This is a genomic window from Rhodoplanes tepidamans (assembly GCF_030813915.1).
In the GTDB taxonomy this organism is placed as follows: Bacteria; Pseudomonadota; Alphaproteobacteria; order Rhizobiales; family Xanthobacteraceae; genus Rhodoplanes; species Rhodoplanes tepidamans.
Map to the genome: position 1 here is coordinate 87,352 of NZ_JAUSUJ010000012.1, position 18,418 is coordinate 105,769.

General features: G+C 71.5%; 15 protein-coding genes. 9 read left to right on the forward strand and 6 right to left on the reverse strand.

Annotation, left to right across the window (positions count from 1 at the left end; translation table 11 throughout):
* The first annotated feature begins 2 nt into the window (after nucleotides 1–2).
* The 3 genes from J2S22_RS15455 to J2S22_RS15465 are packed head-to-tail and all read left to right on the forward strand — an operon-like array spanning nucleotide 3 to nucleotide 2,433.
* Nucleotides 3–974 carry a branched-chain amino acid ABC transporter permease gene (locus J2S22_RS15455; RefSeq protein ID WP_272775697.1) on the forward strand — a complete coding sequence of 324 codons (972 nt, stop codon included), beginning with the start codon at nucleotides 3–5 and terminating at the stop codon, nucleotides 972–974.
* Entirely contained in the window at nucleotides 971–1,726 is a 756-nt protein-coding gene (locus J2S22_RS15460) for an ABC transporter ATP-binding protein (protein WP_272775559.1), read from the forward strand. The genes J2S22_RS15455 and J2S22_RS15460 overlap by 4 nt, the downstream gene beginning before the upstream one ends.
* Before the next feature lie 11 nt (nucleotides 1,727–1,737).
* Nucleotides 1,738–2,433 carry an ABC transporter ATP-binding protein gene (locus tag J2S22_RS15465; RefSeq protein WP_272775698.1) on the forward strand — a complete coding sequence of 232 codons (696 nt, stop codon included), beginning with the start codon at nucleotides 1,738–1,740 and terminating at the stop codon, nucleotides 2,431–2,433.
* 10 nt (nucleotides 2,434–2,443) lie between these two features.
* Here J2S22_RS15465 and J2S22_RS15470 read toward each other — a convergent pair whose 3' ends face one another.
* From J2S22_RS15470 to J2S22_RS15490, 5 genes are all read right to left on the reverse strand, one after another.
* Entirely contained in the window at nucleotides 2,444–3,340 is an 897-nt protein-coding gene (locus J2S22_RS15470; RefSeq protein WP_272775560.1) for an ABC transporter substrate-binding protein, read from the reverse strand.
* 90 nt (nucleotides 3,341–3,430) lie between these two features.
* Entirely contained in the window at nucleotides 3,431–4,516 is a 1,086-nt protein-coding gene (locus tag J2S22_RS15475; protein WP_272840298.1) for an ABC transporter substrate-binding protein, read from the reverse strand.
* A 44-nt stretch (nucleotides 4,517–4,560) separates the two neighbouring features.
* On the reverse strand, nucleotides 4,561–5,202 hold the full coding sequence (locus J2S22_RS15480) for a DUF1989 domain-containing protein (protein WP_272775562.1): 642 nt from the start codon (nucleotides 5,200–5,202) through the stop codon (nucleotides 4,561–4,563).
* Nucleotides 5,203–5,221: 19 nt separating this feature from the next.
* Nucleotides 5,222–6,007, reverse strand: a complete 786-nt coding sequence (locus tag J2S22_RS15485) for an ABC transporter permease (RefSeq protein ID WP_272775563.1) — start codon at nucleotides 6,005–6,007, stop codon at nucleotides 5,222–5,224.
* A 23-nt stretch (nucleotides 6,008–6,030) separates the two neighbouring features.
* On the reverse strand, nucleotides 6,031–6,849 hold the full coding sequence (locus J2S22_RS15490) for an ABC transporter ATP-binding protein (RefSeq protein ID WP_272775564.1): 819 nt from the start codon (nucleotides 6,847–6,849) through the stop codon (nucleotides 6,031–6,033).
* A gap of 231 nt (nucleotides 6,850–7,080) precedes the next feature.
* Here J2S22_RS15490 and J2S22_RS15495 point away from each other — a divergent pair, with 231 nt between their 5' ends.
* The 6 genes from J2S22_RS15495 (at nucleotide 7,081) to J2S22_RS15520 (ending at nucleotide 16,847) form a co-directional block, all read left to right on the forward strand.
* Nucleotides 7,081–9,423, forward strand: coding sequence for a xanthine dehydrogenase family protein molybdopterin-binding subunit (locus J2S22_RS15495; RefSeq protein WP_272775565.1), 2,343 nt, complete (start codon nucleotides 7,081–7,083; stop codon nucleotides 9,421–9,423).
* On the forward strand, nucleotides 9,420–10,262 hold the full coding sequence (locus J2S22_RS15500) for an FAD binding domain-containing protein (protein WP_272775566.1): 843 nt from the start codon (nucleotides 9,420–9,422) through the stop codon (nucleotides 10,260–10,262). Before J2S22_RS15495 ends, J2S22_RS15500 begins: the two co-directional genes overlap by 4 nt.
* Nucleotides 10,259–11,461 (forward strand): xanthine dehydrogenase family Fe-S subunit, encoded by a 1,203-nt coding sequence (locus J2S22_RS15505; RefSeq protein ID WP_272775567.1) that lies wholly within the window; start codon nucleotides 10,259–10,261, stop codon nucleotides 11,459–11,461. The genes J2S22_RS15500 and J2S22_RS15505 overlap by 4 nt, the downstream gene beginning before the upstream one ends.
* Before the next feature lie 213 nt (nucleotides 11,462–11,674).
* Nucleotides 11,675–12,967: an efflux RND transporter periplasmic adaptor subunit gene (locus J2S22_RS15510; RefSeq protein ID WP_370878215.1), complete on the forward strand. Its 1,293-nt coding sequence runs from the start codon at nucleotides 11,675–11,677 to the stop codon at nucleotides 12,965–12,967.
* Complete coding sequence (locus J2S22_RS15515; protein WP_272775569.1) at nucleotides 12,964–16,128, forward strand: efflux RND transporter permease subunit; 3,165 nt, start codon at nucleotides 12,964–12,966, stop codon at nucleotides 16,126–16,128. Before J2S22_RS15510 ends, J2S22_RS15515 begins: the two co-directional genes overlap by 4 nt.
* 131 nt (nucleotides 16,129–16,259) lie before the next feature.
* Complete coding sequence (locus J2S22_RS15520; RefSeq protein ID WP_272775570.1) at nucleotides 16,260–16,847, forward strand: NUDIX domain-containing protein; 588 nt, start codon at nucleotides 16,260–16,262, stop codon at nucleotides 16,845–16,847.
* A 30-nt stretch (nucleotides 16,848–16,877) separates the two neighbouring features.
* Here J2S22_RS15520 and J2S22_RS15525 read toward each other — a convergent pair whose 3' ends face one another.
* Nucleotides 16,878–18,410 carry a DEAD/DEAH box helicase gene (locus J2S22_RS15525; protein ID WP_272775571.1) on the reverse strand — a complete coding sequence of 511 codons (1,533 nt, stop codon included), beginning with the start codon at nucleotides 18,408–18,410 and terminating at the stop codon, nucleotides 16,878–16,880.
* Between the last annotated feature and the right edge of the window lie 8 nt (nucleotides 18,411–18,418).

Below are 18,418 nucleotides of genomic sequence, written 5' to 3' on the forward strand. Positions count from 1 at the left end.
CCATGGCGCAGTCCGTGCCGACGCCACGCCGGGCCGCCGGCGTCCGTCTCGCCCTCCATCCGGCCGTCGTCGGCGTCCTCGGCTTCGCGGCGGCGCTGGCGATCGCTCACGCCGGCGGCAGCGTCTACGGGGCGACGCTGGTGGCGCGCACGGCGCTTCTGGCGCTCGCCGCGGTGTCGCTGTCGTTCCTGATCGGGCAGGCGGGTCTGGTCAGCTTCGGGCATGCCGCGCCGCTCGGCATCGGCGCCTACGTGGTGCTGATCGCCGGCGAGTACGGCGTCACCGAGATGCTCGTGGTGCTGCCGCTCGGCTTCGCGGCCGCGGCGCTGTTCTCGGTCGCGACGGGGGCGGTGGCGCTGCGCACCCGCGGCGTCTACTTCATCATGATCACGCTGGCCTTCGCGCAGATGATCTACTACGTCGCCGCCAGCCTGTCGGCCTTCGGCGGCGACGACGGCATGGCGATCGCCGCGCGCTCGACACTCTTCGGGCTGCGTCTCCTGAAGTCGGACACCGGCCTGGCGATGCTCGCCGTCGCCCTGCTCGGGCTCGCACTGTTCGGGCTCGACCGCCTGATCGCCTCCCGCTACGGCCTGATGCTGCGGGCGGGCCGCGCCAACGAGGCAAAGCTGCAGGCGCTCGGCCTCGATCCGTACCGCCATCGGCTGATCGCGCTGGCGATCGGCGGCGGCCTCGCCGGGGTGGCCGGCGTGCTGCTCGCCAACCAGGTCGAGTACGTCTCGCCGGCCACCATGAACTGGCACGTCTCGGGCGAGCTGATCGTCATGGTGGTGCTCGGCGGGACTGGCCGGCTCGCCGGGGCCGTGCTGGGCGCCGTCGCCGTCACGCTGCTCGACGAGACGCTCGGACACTTCACCGAGCACTGGAAGCTCGGTCTCGGCCTGGTCATCGTCGCCGTGGTGCTGCTGCGCGGCGCCGATCTGAAGGCGCTGCTGCGGGGAGGGGCCGCATGAGCGCCCCGGTTCTCGCGCTCGACAATATCGAGAAGTCGTTCGGGGCGCTGCGCGTCACCCAGGGCGTGTCGCTCGACGTGCGGCCGGGCGAGGTGCACGCGCTGATCGGCCCGAACGGCGCCGGCAAGACGACCCTGGTCGCGCAGATCGCCGGCGCGCTGCGCCCCGATTCCGGCCGCATCCGCTTCCGCGACCGCGACGTCACCGGGCTCGGTGTCGCCGCCCGGGCCCGGCTCGGCCTCGGCCGCGTGTTCCAGCTCTCGAACGTGGTCGGCACCTTCACGGCGCTCGAGAACGTCGCCGTGGCGATCGTCGCCGCCGGCGACCGGCCCTTCGGGCCGTGGCAGCCGGCGCTGCGCGATCCGGCACTCGGCGACGAGGCCGCGGCGGCGCTGGCCCGGGTCGGCCTCGCCGACCGTGCCGAGACCCGCGCCTCCGATCTCTCCCACGGCGAGCGGCGGGCGCTCGAGCTCGCCATGAGCCTCGTCCAGGACCCGAAGCTCCTGCTGCTCGACGAGCCGATGGCCGGCACCGGGCGGGCCGAGGGCGAGCGGCTGACCGAGCTCCTGCTGTCTCTCAAGGGCCGCGTCCCGATGCTGCTGGTCGAGCACGACATGGGCACGGTGTTCCGGCTGGCGGACCGCATCACGGTGCTGATCTACGGCAGCGTCGCCGTCACCGGGGCGCCGGACGCGGTGCGCGCCGATCCTGTCGTCCGCAAGGCCTATCTAGGCGAGGAGGAGGCGGTGTGATGCCGGCGCCCCTGGTGTCGCTCGACGGGCTGGACTGCGGCTATGGCGGTGCCCGGGTGCTGTTCGGCCTGGGCTTCGAGGTGATGCCGGGCGAGGTCGTCACCCTGATGGGCCGCAACGGCATGGGCAAGACGACGACGATCCGCACGCTGTTCGGCCTGTTGAAGCCGACGGGCGGCCGGGTGCGCATCCGCGGCCGCGACATGACGGGCGCGCCGCCGCACCGTATCGCGGCGCAAGGGCTCGGCTACGTACCGGAGGGCCGGCAGATCTTTCCGCGCCTCACCGTCGAGGAGAATCTCGTCGCCACGGCACGCGGCGGCACCGCGGGTGGCTGGACGCTGGAGCGCATCTACGGCGTCTTTCCGCGCCTGAAGGAGCGTCGCGGCAATCTCGGCAACCACCTGTCCGGCGGCGAGCAGCAGATGCTGGCGATCGGCCGAGCGCTGATGACCAACCCGGATCTCCTGGTGCTCGACGAGGCGACCGAAGGCCTGGCGCCGGTGGTCCGGGCCGAAATCTGGTCGGCGATCGAGCGGCTGCGGGCCGACGGCCTCGCCATCCTGGTGGTCGACAAGAACCTCGAGGCGCTTCTGCGGATCGCCGACCGTCACGTGGTGATCGAAGGCGGCCGCGTCGTGTGGACCGGCACCACGGCCGAGCTCGCCGCGGACCGCAGCCGGGCGACCCGCCACCTCGAGCTGTGAGCGCGCCGCGTCACGGCGCGACGACCGCCTCGTAGGGGCAGGACACGTCGAGCAGGCCGGTGTCGCGGCAGAACCGGTCGAGGCCGTCGTAGGTGCGGCGGGAGATCGCCGTGTCGTAGAAGGGCAGGTCGCGGCGGATCAGCTCCTCGATCAGGGCGGCGTTCTCGGGCGGGAACAGCCGCCGTCCGATCTCGCCGGCGAGGCCGACATTCTCGCGCAACGCTGTGTGTGCAGCGGCGATCGCCCGGCGGGTCGCGGCGGCGGCGTCGGGCCGGTCGCGCAGCACCCGGTCCGACGTCACCAGCGCCGCGAACGTGTAGTCGAACGCCCCCGGCGGCCCGTCGCCGCGGCGCACGTCGAGCACCACGGTACCGACACCGCGCCGCACCGCCATCTCGGCCCCCATGCCGTTCGCCCAGAAGCCGTCGATCCTGCGGTCGGCGAGCGCCTGTGCCGCCGTCACGCCGATATTGACCTTGGGGCCGAGCGAGCCTTCGAGCGGCGCGATCGAAACCTCGGTCTCCGGATCGATGCCGGAGTCGCGCAGGAGCTGCCGCAGGCCGAGTTCGACGAAGGGCGCCGCGGCGATGCGGCGACCGCGCACGCAGGAGAGGTCGCCGCGCCTCGCGCCGATGTCGGCGCGCATCACCAGGAACCAGTACATGCCCTGGCCGAGCGCGCAGACGAGCCTGGTGCCGGCCCAGCGCGGGCAGGGCCCGAGCGCCGCGTGCGCCTCGGCGGCGACGAAGTCCGCTTCCCCGTCGGCGAGCGCCGCGAAGGTCTTGCCGGCCGGCGCGATCAGCTCCGGCACGAGCGGCAGTCCTTCGCGGGCGAAGAACCCCAGCTCCGCCGCCGCGAGGGCGGGGAAGTAGGAGTTCGAGATCATGTCGGGAAACGCGAGCTTCACGGGAGGACCTTTCGACGGTGGCGCGAGCGGCGCGAGCGTAGCACGGGCGCCCCGCTGTGACCCGCCGGGGCGCGCGCGGCCCGCCCGTCCTCATCCTCGCAGGCTGGGCAGGAATCCACGGACGCGCGATTCCACCCGAGCCCATTCAGCCTCGGTGAGCGTCACCGTGCCGGCGAAACGGTTGGTGACGAGATCGGCTGCGGCCGGCACCGGCTTGATGCCCATGTAGGTCTCGACCGACTCGCGCGTCGCGGCGACGAGGTCGTCGTCCATCCAGCCGAGGCCCTTGCTCTTGAACGACGGAACGAAGCCGAGCGAGGTGCCGATCTCCTGGCCGTACATCAGCACCTCGCGGGTGGCCGGGCTGCCGCCCTGGAACTCCTTGAGGCTCTCGATGTGCAGGTCGATCGCCTTCTCCGGGTTGAGGTAGGCGAACTTCAGGCCCTCCATTAGGCCTTCGACCACGCCCTTGCAGACCTCCGGCCGGTTCTTCAGCGTCGCCTTCTTGCAGGCCAGCACGATGCTGTACATCTTGACGCCGTAGTCCTCGTAGAACATGGCGTCGATGTCGATCTTGTTGGCCCAGAAGGTCGGCGCGATGCTGCCGAAGAAGTTGCCCACGACCTTGAGCTGCTTGTCGGCGGTGGCGCGCATCAGGCCGGCCGGATCCATGCTGACGATGCGGATCTTGCTCGCGTCGATGCCGGTCGCCTTGACGAAGGCGGGCCACAGCTGGAACTCGCCGCCGCCGGTGACGAAGCCGATCGACTGACCTTCCAGGTCCTTCGGCTTGGTGATGCCGAGCTCCTTGTGGGAGAAGATGCCGATCGGCGAGCGCGGCCACACGCCACCGATGGCGGTGAGGTCGAGCCCCTTGCCGGCGCAGCCCGCCATCACGGCGAGATCGAGCAGGCCGAAGTCGTACTGGCCCTGGTCGACCGGAACGCACACGGCGGTCGAGCCGAAGCCGCGGTCGATGGTGACGTCGAGGCCCCGTTTCTCGAAATAGCCGAGCTTCTTGGCGACGAACACGTAGGAGTAGGTGCCGAGCGGCAGCCACGGCAGCGTCAGCTTCACCGGCGTCGCGGCCGAGGCGCGACCGGACGGAAGGCCCATCGCGCCGGCGGCGCCGACGGCGCCGAGCCCTCCCAGGAACGCACGTCGCTTCGGGTTCATGTCGCTCTCCTTGTGCCGGACGGGGGTCGAGACGGATGCGGCCCTCAGGCGGGCTGCCAGACGGTGAGGCGGATCGGGGTCGGGCGGCCGCCGGAGCAGGGGTTGTGCTCCTGCGGGCAGTTGGAGATGACGACGATGACGTCCCGCTCGCAGCGCAGGTCCACGTAGTCGCCTGGCTTGGAAATGCCGTCGGCGATCGCCACGCGGCCGTCACCATCGACCGGAACATGCATGAAGAAGTTGATGTTGGCCGGGATGTCGCGCGCGCTCATGCCGAGTTCGGCGAGCGCCGCGATGAAGTTGTCGCGACAGCTCGTCGGCGCGGTCGCGCCGTAGCGCACCATGTTGATCTCGCGGCTGCAGTTGCCGGCGAGCGTGTCGTGGCGGCCGACCGTGTCCTCGATCATCGTCATCATCGGCCGGGCGAGATCGTCGTAGATCACGCAACCCTTCGAGAGATAGACGCTGCCGGCGAGCTTCATGGTGTTGGCGGCGTTGTAGCGCACCGCGGTGTCGGCGGCGTCGTAGACGATCGTGTCGACCGCCTGGCAGCCTTCGAGATCGACGATGCGCAGCACCGAGCCCCTGTCGAGCCGCTTGTGCCACCACGCGCGGGCCGGCAGCACCTCGTCGCTGAGGATACGGCCGGGCACTTCCGTCGTGCGGGACAATTCGACCTGGGCCATTGTTCTGTCTCCTCATGCCTCATCCGCCGCCGGCGCCGACGTCGGCGGGCGGCTGCCAGTAGACGGCGCGGCGCTCGGCGAGCGCGATCAGGCCGTAGAGCGCGAGCCCGGCGAGGCTCAGCACCGTGATGGCGGCCATCATCAGTGGCGTGTCGAGGAGCCCGCTCGACAGCTTGATCAGGTAGCCGATGCCCTCCTGCGAGGCGACGAACTCCGAGACGATGACGCCGATGATGGCGAGCGTGATCGAGATCTTCATGCCGGCGAAGATGTGGGGCAGGGCGTTGGGCAGCCGGATCTTCCAGAAGATCTGCGCCGGCGAGCCCATGAAGGCGCGCGCCATCTTGTGGATGTCGCCGTCCGTGCTCGTGAACCCCATCACGGCGTTGATGGTCATCGGAAAGAACGCGACCAGGATCGCGAGCATCAGGTTCGACACCAGCCCGGTACCGAACCAGACGATGAACAGCGGCGCGATCGACACCTTCGGAACCACCTGCGAGACCACGATGATCGGGTAGAAGCCGAGCCGGAAGGCGCGCGAGTAGGTGATCAGCAGCGCCACCGCGATGCCGCCGGCGACCGAGAGGAGGAAGCCGAGCACCGTGAGGGTGAGCGACGGCCACAGGTTGTCGAGCAGCACGTCGTGGCGGGCGATCATCACCCGGACGATCTCCGAGGGCGCCGGCAGGATGATGGGGCGTACGCCGAGGGCGCGGACGATCACCTCCCAGCCGGCCAGCAGGCCGGCCGTGACGGCGATCGGCCAGGCGACGGTCGAGGCGTTGCGGGACGGTTCAGCCATGGGTCGTGCAGCCTCGGATCGTCTCAGCCATGGTTCTCTTCGATGGCGCGGCGCAGGCGGCGCACGTGACGATTGAACGCCTCGTCCTCGGTCATGGCGATCTGGCGCGGCCGTGGCAGGTCGATCGCCACCTCCTCCACGATGGTGGCGGGCCGCCGCCCCATCACCAGCACCCGGTCCGACAGGAAGGCGGCCTCGCGGATCGAGTGGGTGACGAACACCACGGTCTTGCGGAACGCCTGCCACAGGCGCAGGAGCTCGACGCCCATCTCGTCGCGCGTGATGGCGTCGAGCGCGCTGAACGGCTCGTCCATCAGCAGGAGCTTCGGCTCGTGAACGAGGGCACGGCAGATCGCGGCACGCTGCTTCATGCCGCCGGAGAGCTGGTGCGGCAGCGCGTCGGCGAAGGCGTCGATGCGGGCCATGCGCAGGAGATCGCGGGCGCGAGGCTCGTAGGTCGCCCGCGGCAGCCCCTGGAATTCGATCGGCAGCAGCACGTTGTCGAGCACGCTTCGCCACGGCAGCAGAACCGGCGCCTGGAACACCACGCCGGTGTCGCGCCGCGGCCCCGTCACCGCCGTACCGCCGATCGTCACGCTGCCGCCGCTCGCGCGCGAAAGCCCGGCGGCGATCATCAGCAGCGTGCTCTTGCCGCAGCCGCTCGGCCCCAGCAGGCTGACGAACTCGCCGTCGGCGACCGCCAGCGAGACGCTGCGGATCGCCTCCAGCTCGCCGTACTGCTTGCGGAGGTCGCGGATGTCCAGGGCCGGCGGCGGCGCTGGCCCGGGTCTTGCGTCGGCCGCGGGATCGTTCTTCAGCGCAGTGCCTCCGGATCCCGTCATGTCGTGTGCCGCATTTCGAAACGCGTCGCCCGCGCACCTCCCCCGTGGAGGCGTCGGTCGCCCGGTCGATCGTGCGAGGACTTCATATACAAACCATCTTCCTATACATGGTACGAGTCCAGCGGCGAGGCGCACACGTTTCGGAGATCGGCGGATGCTGGGGGGCGGGGCGGTGGATTGGCAAGCCCATGTTCTAGGCACGGAGTGATCGAAGATGAGGAGCACGTGAGCATGTCCGCCACCGGCGTCGGAGCCTCGGTCGCGCGGACCGAGGACGACCGCTTCCTGCGCGGGCGCGGGCAGTACGTCGCGGACTGGCGCGTGCCGGGCACCCGCGAGGTCGCCTTCGTGCGCAGCCCGGTGGCGCATGCGCGTCTGCGCGCCGTGAGGGCGCCGGAGGACTGCGCCGGCACCGTGTTCACGGCGGCCGATCTCCGGGGCGTCAAGCCGGTGCGGGCGATCACGTCGATCAAGGGCTTCAAGCTGTCGAGTGAGCCGATCCTGGCGACCGGCAAGCTGCGCTTCGTCGGCGAGGTCGTCGCCGCGTGCGTCGCGGCGACCCGCGCGGAAGCCGAGGATCTCGCCGAGCGGGTGGAGCTCGACTACGAGGAGCTGCCGGCCGTCACCGACATGCTGGCGGCGCGGCGGCCGGACGCGCCGCTCGTCCACGAGGAGTGGGGCGACAACGTCTTCATCGAGACGGTCGAGGACCGCGGCATGACCGAGGCGGTGCTGGCCGCGCCGCTCAAGATCACCCGCGAGATCCGCACCGCCCGGCAGTGCATGTTCCCGATGGAGGGACGCGGCGCGCTCGCCTTCCGGGACGACCGGCTGCGCTGTCTCACGCTGGTCAGTGCGACCCAGATGCCGCACATCGTGCAGCTCGGCGTCGCGGACTGCCTCGGCCTGCCCGACAGCGCCGTTCGGGTGATCTCGCCCGATGTGGGCGGCGGCTTCGGCTACAAGGGCCTGCTGTGCCGCGAGGAGGTGGTGCTCGGCTGGCTGGCGCAGACGCTCGGGCATCCGGTGCGCTGGCTGGAGGACTGCCGCGAGCACCTCGGCGCCAATGCGAACTGCCGCGAGCACCACTATGTCGTCACCGGTTTCGCGGACCGCGACGGCCGCCTGCTCGGCATCGACTGCGTCGCCCATGTCGACGCCGGCGCCTACTCGGTCTACCCGACGTCGGCGGCGCTCGAAGCCTCGATGGTGGCGAGCCTGATCCCCGGCCCCTACGATTTCCGCGCCTACCGCTGCCGCTCCGCGGCGGTGGCCACCAACAAGTGCCCGATCCTGCCGTATCGCGGCGTCGGCCGCACCGGCGTGTGCCTCGCCATCGAGGCCGTGATGGACGGCATCGCCCGCGAGATCGGTGTGGAGCCTTACGAAGTGCGGCTGCGCAATCTCGTTCGGCCCGAGCAGATGCCCTACGACAACGTGATGGGGCGGCACTTCGACGGCGGCGACTATCCGGAGGCGGTGCGCCGCGCCGTCGCGGCGATCGGGGTCGAGGCGATCCGCGCGCGGCAGACCCGCGGCGAGTCCGACGGACGGCTGATCGGCGTCGGTCTCGCGGTATTCTGCGAGCAGGGCGCCCATGGCACCACCGTGCTGGCGAGCTGGGGGCGGCCGGTGGTGCCTGGGTACGAACAGGCGATCGCGCGCCTCACCGTCGACGGCGATCTCGAGATCCGGGTCGGCACCCATTCGCACGGGCAGGGGCACGAGACGACCTTCGCGCAGGTCGCCCACGAGGTGCTCGGCGTGCCGTTCGCGCGCATCCGGGTGATGCAGGGCGACACGCTCTACACGCCGTTCTCGACAGCCACCTGGGGCTCACGCTCGATGGTGATGGGCGGCGGCGCCGTGGCCGAGGCGTGCCGAATCCTGGGCGAGCGGATCAAGGCGATCGGCGCGTGGCTGATGCAGGCCGATCCGGCCGACGCGACGGTCGGCGACGGCTGCGTGCGCACCGCCTCCGCCAGCGTGTCGTTCGCCGAGGTGGCGCGTGCCTGGTACCTGCAGCCGCAGCACCTGCCCCCCGATGTCGACACTGGCGGGCTCGAGGTGACGGCCGGCTACCGGGCGAAGCGCGATAGCGGCACCTTCAGCTACGCGGCGCACGCCGTCTGCGTCGCCGTCGATCCGGAGACTGGGCTGGTCGAGATCCTCGACTACGTGGTGTTGGAGGACGGCGGCGTGCTGGTCAATCCGATGATCGTCGACGGCCAGGTGCGCGGCGGCACCGTGCAGGGCATCGGCACCGGACTGTTCGAGGCGGTGTCGTTCGACGCCCAGGGCCAGCCGCTCGCCTCGACCCTGGTCGACTATCTGCTGCCGGGCGCCGGCGACGTGCCTGAGATCCGGGTGCTGCACATGGAGACGCCGTCGCCCAACACCACGTTCGGGGCGAAGGGCATCGGCGAAGGCGGTGCCATCGGGCCGCCCGCCGCGCTCGTTTCAGCCGTCAACGACGCGCTGCGTCCGCTCGGCGTCGAGCTGCAGGGCGTGCCGCTCGGGCCGGAGCGCATTCTGGCCGCCGTCGCGGCCGCCCGCGCGAGCACGTCCGCATGAAGCCGGTCGCGTTCGAGACGGTGCGGGCCGCGAGCCTCGCCGAGGCGTCGCGTCTGCTGCGAGAGGCGGGCGGCGGGGCCAAGCTCGTCGCCGGCGGACAGTCGCTCGGGCCGATGCTGAACCTGCGGCTGGCGCGGCCGCGCCTGCTGATCGATGTCGCCGGCATCGCCGAGCTGACCGTTGCCGTGGATGCCGCCGATCAGGTCGTGCTGGGATCGTGCGTCACCACTGCGGCCGTCGAAGACGGCCGCGCCGGCGACGCAATCCCGATGCTGGCCGAGGTCGCCGGCCATGTCGCCTACCGCGCGGTGCGCAACCGCGGCACGGTCGGCGGCAGCCTCTGCCACGCCGATCCGGCGGCGGACTGGCCGACCGCGCTCGCCGCGCTCGGTGCCGACGTGATCATCTCCGACGGACGGACGGAGCGCAGCGTGCCGGTGGCGGGCTTCGCGACCGGCGCGTTCGAGACGGCGCTGGCGCCCGGCGAGATCCTGGTGCGCATCCGCGTTCCGGTGCCGTCGCACAGCGCCGCCTGGGGGTGGGTCAAGCTCACCCGCAAGGCGGGCGAGTTCGCGCTCGCCAACGCCGCCGTGCTCGTCGACCACGAGCGCGGCATTTGCCGCATCGCGATCGGAGCCCTGCGCGGGCCGCCGCTGGTGGTCGGGGATGCGCGCGGCCTGTTCGGCGGCGGTCCGGTCGGCGCCGGGGCCCTCGATCGCGTCGCACTGAACCGGCTGCTCGGCGCGCACGGCGGCGACGGCGGGACCGAGCGCGCCCTGCACGTGACGGCGCTCGCCCGCGCCGCCGACCGGGCCGCAGCCGTCCGGAGCCGGACATGAAGACGATCCGCCTCACCGTCAACGGCCGTGCCATCGAGGAGACGGTGCACGAGCGCATGCACCTCGCCGACGTGCTGCGCGACAAGCTCGATCTCACGGCGACGCATCTGCGCTGCGAGCAGGGCGTCTGCGGTGCCTGCACGATCCTGATCGACGGCGAGCCGGCGCGCGCCTGCATAACGTTTCCGTCGGTGTGCGACGGTGCCGAGGTGACGACCCTCGAAGGGCTCGAGCACGACCCCGTCACGACGGCGTTGCGCCAAACATTCACGCGCGAGCACGCGCTGCAGTGCGGCTACTGCACGCCCGGCATGCTGGTGACGGCGCGCGACATCGTGCTGCGCCTGCCCGACGCCGACGAGGCGCGCGTCCGTCGCGAGCTGAGTGGCAATCTATGCCGCTGCACCGGGTATGGCGGCATCGTCCGGGCGATCCTCTCGGTGCTGGAGGCGCGGCGGGCAGGGCGCCTGCCGGTCATGCGGTCCTGCCGTGAGAGCCTCGGGCCGGTCGGCTCGCGGCCGGCGCGTCCGAGCGCGGCCGGCGCGCCGTCCCTCAGTGCCGCGCCGGCCCGTGCCACGCCCGCATCCAGCATGGGCCCGCTCGGCCTCGCCGGCGCCGCCCCGACCGTGGCGCTGCGGCAGGCCTTCACGGTGGCGCAGCCGCCCGACGCCGTATGGCGCGTCCTGTCCGACATCGCCGCCGTGGTGCCGTGCATTCCGGGCGCGTCGATCGTCAGTGTCGCCGGCGATCGCGTCGTCGGCCGTATGACCGTCACGCTCGGCCCGATGGCGGCCGCCTTCGACGGCGAGGCGGAAATCGCCCGCGATGGATCGGCCCGCCGCGGCACCATCTTGGGTGCGGGGAGCGACCGGCTCACCCGCACGCGCGTCGCCGCCGAGGCGACCTACACGGTCACGGCCGAGCCCGAGGGCGCACGCGTCGACGTCACGGTCGCCGCGGTCCTGTCCGGCCCGCTGGCGCAGGTGAGCCGCGGCGCGCTGGTGGAGGATCTGGCGGCGCGGCTGACGAGGATGTTCGCCGAAAACCTGGCACGCCTGATGGCAGGCGACGGCACCGGCGGTCCGGGGTTGGCGCCTGCGGCCGGGACGGCGCTTTCGGTCGGTCTGCTGCTGCGCGCCCTCGCGACGGAGCGTCTGAACAGGCTCGTCGCCTGGATTCGCGCCGCTCGCCGCCGCTGAATTGCCCACGGGTGCCTGATCCTTCTCATGTTACCGCGGAACCGGTTGCGGATCATGGGGGAGGGCGGAAGGCGCCGAAGGCGCATCGACCTGCCGCATGGCACCAAGTCGGCGGTTCGGAGTTGACGTGCACGAACTCCTGTCCCGCCAATACGGAAAGTGCCCGTGGTCCGTCGTGTCGTCATCGTTTCGGTCGTGGCGGTCCTGGCGGTCGTGGCTCTGGCCTGGGCGTTCGGATGGCGCGGTCCCGGCGGCGTGCTGCCGCCCGGGCCCGGTGCTTCGCAGCAGGCGCAGGCTCCGGCTGGCGATGGTGCGGCACCGGGCGGCACACCCTCGCAGCCTCCACCCACCGTCGGCGTGATCACCGTTACGCCGCGCGAGGTGCCGCTACCGGTCGAATATGCGGGCCGAATCGCCGCGTTGCGCGACGTCGAGGTCAGGCCGCGGGTCGGCGGCCTGCTGCTCAGCCGCGAGTTCGACGAAGGCGCGCCGGTGAAGGAAGGCCAGGTGCTGTTCCGGATCGACCCCGCGACTTTCAAGGTGGCGCTCGCCCGGGTCGAGGCCCAGCTCGCCCAGGCGCGGGCGACGCTGACGCAGGCGGAGGAGAACTATACCCGCATCGCGGAACTGCGGCAGCGCGCCGTCGCCTCCGAGCAGCAGCTCGAGCAGGCGACTGCGACCCGCGATCAGGCGCGCGCCGCAGTCGATCTCGCCCGCGCCGAGGTCGATGCCGCGCGCCTCAACCTCGACTACACGACCATCACGTCCCCGGTGAACGGCGTCACGGCCCTCACCTCGCCGGCGATCGGCAGCCTGATCCAGGCGCAGCAGACGCTACTCACCACCATCACGCCGCTCGATCCGGCGTATGTGGACTTCTCGTTCACGGACGAGGAGGGGCAGGAGTTCCGCGAGCTCAACGAGCGCCGCGCCGAGCCGATCTCGGAGAAGGACCTCACCGTCGAGCTGCGTTTCGGCCGCGACACGGTCTACGAGCGGTCCGGTCGCATCGACACCGCGGCGCAGCGAGTCGATCTGCAGACCGGCACGATCCGGGCGCGCGCCGTCTTTCCCAATCCCGACGGCGAGCTGCTGCCCGGCCAGTTCGTCCGGGTGGTGATCCGCGGCATCACCCTGCCGGAGGCCCTGGTGGTGCCGAAGCGCGCGGTCGTGCAGGGGCCGCAGGGTGCCGCACTCTACGTGGTCAACCGCTCGGACGTGGCCGAGGCGCGGCCGGTGCGGCTCGGCCAGGAGATCGAGGACGGCTTCGTGGTGCGCTCGGGTCTCGAAGCCGGCGAGCGCATCGTCGTCGACGGCATCATCCGGGTCAGGCCCGGCCAGCCGGTGCGTCCTGCGTCGGCCGACTCCGTTCCGCCCGGAGGTGGGCCGGCGGCCGCCGAGGCCGGCGGCGGCACGGGCCCGGGCGGCGCGCCGGCGACCACCGGCTCCGGCCGTGGCAGCGCCGGTGCCGGCGCCGCGCCGGCGAACGGCGAGGCGCGGCCGTGATCTCCAAGTTCTTCATCGACCGGCCGGTCTTCTCGGCAGTCTTGTCGATCGTGATCGTCCTGGCCGGACTCGTCTCGATCCGGGCGCTGCCGATCGAGCAGTATCCGAGCATCGTGCCGCCCGAGGTCATCGTCTCCGCGACCTATCCGGGCGCCGACGCGCGGACCATCGCCGAGACGGTCGCGGCCCCGCTGGAGCAGCAGATCAACGGCGTCGAGGGCATGATCTACATGCGCTCGACCGCGACCGGCACCGGAACGATGCGCATCTCGGTGTCGTTCGAGATCGGCACCGATCCGGACCAGGCGACCATCAACGTCAACAATCGCGTACAGCGTGCGACCGTGCTGCTGCCCGAGGAGGTGCGGCGCCAGGGCGTCACGGTGGCGAAGCGGTCGAGCTCGATCCTGCAGGTCGTCACCATGTCGTCGCCGGGGGGGCGCTACGATACCATCTTCATCTCCAATTACGCGCTGGTGAACGTCATCGACGAGCTGCGCCGCACCGCGGGCGTCGGCGATGCTTCGCTGTTCGGCGCGTCGGACTACTCGATGCGGATTTGGCTGCGTCCCGACAAGGTGGCGCAGTACAAGCTGACGCCGAGCGACGTCGCCGCGGCGATCCGCGAGCAGAACTCGCAGTTCGCCGCCGGCCGCTTCGGCGAGGAGCCGATGCGCGGCGATCAGGCCTTCACCTACTCGGTCACCACGCAGGGGCGCTTCGCCGATCCGAAGGAGTTCGAGAACATCATCGTCCGCTCCGACCCGAGTGGGGCGGCGCTGCGCGTCAAGGACGTCGCCCGGGTCGAGCTCGGCTCGCAGAACTACTCGACCGTCGCCACCCTGAACGGCGCGCCGGCCGTGCCGATCGGCGTCTATCTGCAGCCGGGCGCCAATGCCCTGGAGGTCGCGACCGCCGTGCAGGAGACCATGGACCGCCTGTCGCGGCGCTTTCCGGAGGGGCTGCGCTACGACGTGCCGTTCAACACGACGCGGTTCATCCAGGCCTCCGTGGAGGAGGTCGCCAAGACCTTCGCCGAGGCGATCGCGCTGGTCGTGCTGGTCGTGTTCGTCTTCCTGCAGACCTGGCGCGCCACCCTGATCCCGGTGCTCGCCGTGCCGGTGTCGATCGTCGGCACCTTCGCGGGCATGTACCTGCTCGGCTTCTCGATCAACCTGTTCACGCTGTTCGGGCTGATCCTCGCCATCGGCATCGTGGTCGACGACGCCATCGTGGTTCTGGAGAATGTCGAGCGCAACATGGCCGGGGGGACGATCTCGGCCTACGACGCCGCCGTGCAGGCGATGCGGGAGGTGACCGGCCCGATCGTCGCGACGACGCTCGTGCTGGCCGCGGTGTTCGTGCCGGTGTCGTTCCTGGGCGGGCTCGCCGGCGAGCTCTACCGGCAGTTCGCCGTCACCATCGCGGTGTCGGTGATCATCTCCAGCATCGTCGCCCTCACGCTCACCCCGGCGTTGTGCGCGCTGCTGCTGAAGTCGGGCCACCGCGAGCCGTGGCTGCCGTTCCGCTGGTTCAACCGCGGCTTCTCGGCGCTGACGTCGCGCTACACCGCCGGCGTGCGGTTCTTCCTGCGCCACGCCGTTCTGGCGATCGCCCTGATCGCCGTCATGCTCGGCGCGACTTGGCTCCTGTTCCAGCGGGTGCCGGGCGCGCTGGTGCCGTCCGAGGACCAGGGTTACGTGTTTCTCGTCACCCAGCTTCCGCCGGCGGCCTCGCTCGACCGCACCCTCGCCGTCACCGAGAAGGTGAGCGCCGGGGTCGTCGCCCACCCCGCCGTCGCCGACGTGGTCACGCTCGCCGGCTTCGACTTCCTGGCCGGCGCGCAGAAGACCAATTCGGGCGTCTCCTTCGTCTCGCTGAAGGACTGGTCCGAGCGCACCGACCCGGCTCTCGACGCCCGCGCCCTGCCGCGCGCCTTTGCGGCCCTCAATGCGCGGTTTCTCGATGGCGTCGTCATCGGCTTCAACCCGCCGCCCATCCAGGGCATCTCGACCACCGGGGGCATCGAGTTCTACCTGCAGGACCGCTCCGGCGGCAGCCTGGAGAGCCTGAACGAGGCGGTGCAGCGGCTGGTCGCGGCGGCCGGCCGGCGTCCCGAGCTCACCGGCGTCTCGACGACGTTCTCGACCGGGACGCCGCAATACCGCGTCATCGTCGACCGCGAGAAGGCGAAGGCGCTCGGCGTGCCGATCGCCTCGCTGTTCGATACGATGCAGAGCTCGTTCGGCAGCCTCTACGTCAACGACTTCACCCTGTTCGGCCGCACGTTCCGGGTGACGCTGTCGTCCGAAGGCGCGTTCCGCGAGACGCCGGACGACCTTCGCCACGTCTTCGTCCGCTCTCAGGAAGGCGCCATGGTGCCGCTCTCGGCCCTCGTTACGGTCTCGCGCACGGTCGGGCCGGACGTGGTCGAGCGGTTCAACGTCTTCCCGGCGGCCCGGGTGCAGGCGAGCCCGGCAGCCGGCTTCTCGTCGGGCCAGGCGATCGCGGCGATCCAGCAGGTGGTCGCCGAGACGCTGTCGGCGGACTACACGATCGGCTGGACCGGCGCGGCCTATCAGGAGATTCAGACGGCCGGCAGCGGTGCCCAGGGCTTTCTGTTCGGCATCCTCATGGTATTTCTCGTTCTGGCGGCCCAGTACGAGCGGTGGAGCCTGCCGTTGGCGGTGGTCGCGGCCGTGCCGTTCGCGGTGTTCGGGGCGATCCTGGCGATCTGGCTGCGCGGCATCGAGAACGACGTGTATTTCCAGGTCGGGCTCGTCACCCTGATCGGTCTCGCCGCCAAGAACGCGATCCTGATCGTGGCCTTCGCGGCGGACCGGCAGGAGGCCGGGCGCTCGGCCACGCGCGCCGCCATCGAGGCCGCGCGCCTGCGCTTCCGGCCGGTGGTGATGACCTCGCTCGCGCTGGTGCTCGGCGTGCTGCCGCTGGCGATCGCCTCGGGGGCCGGTTCCGCGAGCCGTCATTCGGTCGGCACCGGCGTCATCGGCGGCATGCTGGCTGCGACCTTCCTGGCGATCCTGTTCGTGCCGTTGTTCTTCCGCCTGGTGCTGCGGACGAAGGCCCGGCCGGCCTCGCAGGCCGAACCGGACCCTGTGTCCGCAGCGGGCGAGCCGACGAGGCCGCCGGCCGCCCGCTGACGCGATGTCCCGGCGCGGCGGCGCTGGCCCGACAGTCCCGGGCAGAAACACCGGCGGGACGACCCCTGGCCGGATGGGACCATCTCGGGCGCGCGGTCCCTCTCCCGCCGCCCTGGCGAGGAGCGACGTCGATGCCGGCGAGAGTCCTTCGGACCCGCACGCTGTACGGAGGATGGACCGAGATCCTCGGTGTGCGCCTGCAACTCGACGACGGCTGCGAGGTCGGCCGCGAGGTGGAGGATCACGGCAATGCCGCCGCGGTGCTGCCTTACGATCCGGTCCGCCGGACCGCGATCCTGGTGAAGCTGCTGCGCCCGCCCGTGCTGATCACGGAAGGTCGTGCCGACCTCCTCGAGTGCCCGGCCGGCATGATCGAGGACGAGGAGCCGGCCGATACGGCGAGGCGGGAGGCGCTGGAGGAGACGGGGCTGAGGTTGCGGGAGCTGGAGCATGCGGGCCGCGTCTGGAGCTCGCCCGGCGTGTCGACCGAGCGTCTGGACCTCTATCTCGCGAGCTACTCCGCCGACGACCGGGTGGGGCGCGGCGGCGGCGCTGCCGGGGAGCACGAGGACATCCAGGTGACCGAGATTCCCCTCGTCGCGTTGCGCCGGATGATCGAGGCGAAGCAGATCGAGGATCTCAAGACCCTGGCGCTCGTCGCCCTGCTCCTGCTGTCCCGACCGCATCTGTTCGACCCCGATCCCTCCGCCTCGGGATGACGACGGCCGACGCCCCCGTCGCCGTCGGAGTCACCCGGCGAGGTCGTCGAGAATCGTCATCACGGTCTCGATCCGGTTTCCCGGATCGGTCGGCACGTCGGCGATCAGGCGCTCGCCGCTCCACCGCAGCCCGCATCGGTCCGCGTGCGGCGCGTCCGGGCGACCATCGGGGCGCAGCGTCAATGCGATCGCCTGCGGACCCGCATCGACCCGCGTGACGCCCAGCGCCCGGCAGCGCGACCGGACGCGCGCCAGGGCCAGGAGGTCGTCCAGCTCGCTCGGCGCCTCGCCGAAGCGGTCCTCGATCTCGGCCTCGATCTGGTCGAACTCGTCCTCGTGGCGGGCCTTGGCGAGCCGGGCGTAGAGCGCGAGCCGCGTATCGGCGTCGGCCACGACCTCCGGCGGGATTCGTCCGCCGGCCTCGACATGCAGCTCCGGGATGGTCTCGTCTGCCAGCGTCTCGCCCCGCGCCTGGCGCACCGCGCGGTCGAGCAGCTCGGCGTAGAGCTCCGGCCCGGCGATCTCGATGTGCCCGGCCTGGTCCTCCCCGAACAGCGCGCCGGAGCCGCGAAGATCGAGATCGCGGGCGCTCAGCGCGAATCCGGCACCGAGCCCGGAGACGTCGCGGATGGCCGCGAGCCGCTTCTCGGTCGCGGCCGTCTTCGATTGCTCCGGATCGGAGAGGAAATACGCGAAGGCGCGCCGCGCGCCCCGACCGACCCGCCCCCTCAGCTGATGCAGCTGGGTGAGGCCGAACCGGTCCGGACGCCAGATCAGGATCGTGTTGGCGCGGGGCAGGTCGAGGCCGCTCTCGATGATGTTGGTCGCGAGCAGAATGTCGCCCCCGCCGCCGGCGAAGCTCACCAGCGTGTCGTCGATCTCGGCCGCCGGCATCCGCCCGTGGATGGTGAGCACGACGAGGTCCGACACGATGTGCCGCAGGCGCTCGGCCATGGCCGGGATGTCCTCGATCCGCGGACACACCGCGAGGGACTGGCCGCCACGCCGGCGCTCGTAACGCAGTGCGGCCGCCACGGTCGCATGGTCGAAATCGCGGACGATGCTGCGGACGGGCAGCCGCCGGGCCGGAGGCGTCGCGATCGTGCTGAGCTCCTGCAGGCCCAGGGTCGCCATCCGCAGGGTGCGCGGGATGGGCGTCGCCGACAGGGTCAGCAGATGCACGCTCTCCGCCAGGGCGCGCAGCCTGCTCTTCTCGCGCACGCCGAACCGGTGCTCCTCGTCGATGACGACCAGGCCGAGATCGGCGAAGCGCACGCCCTTTCCGGCGATCGCATGGGTGCCGACCACCAGCCGAAGCGACCCGTCCGCCAGCTCGGCCAGGAGCTCCCGCTTCTCGGCCGGCCGGGCGATGCGCGACCGATGCCCCACCGCGATGCCGAGCGTCGCAAAGCGGCGGCGGAACGTCTCGGCGTGCTGGGCGGCCAGCACCGTCGTCGGGGCCACCACGGCCACCTGCTTGCCGGCCAGCACGGCCGCGGCGGCCGCCCGCAGCGCCACCTCGGTCTTGCCGAAGCCGACGTCGCCGCACACCAGCCGATCCATCGGGCGGC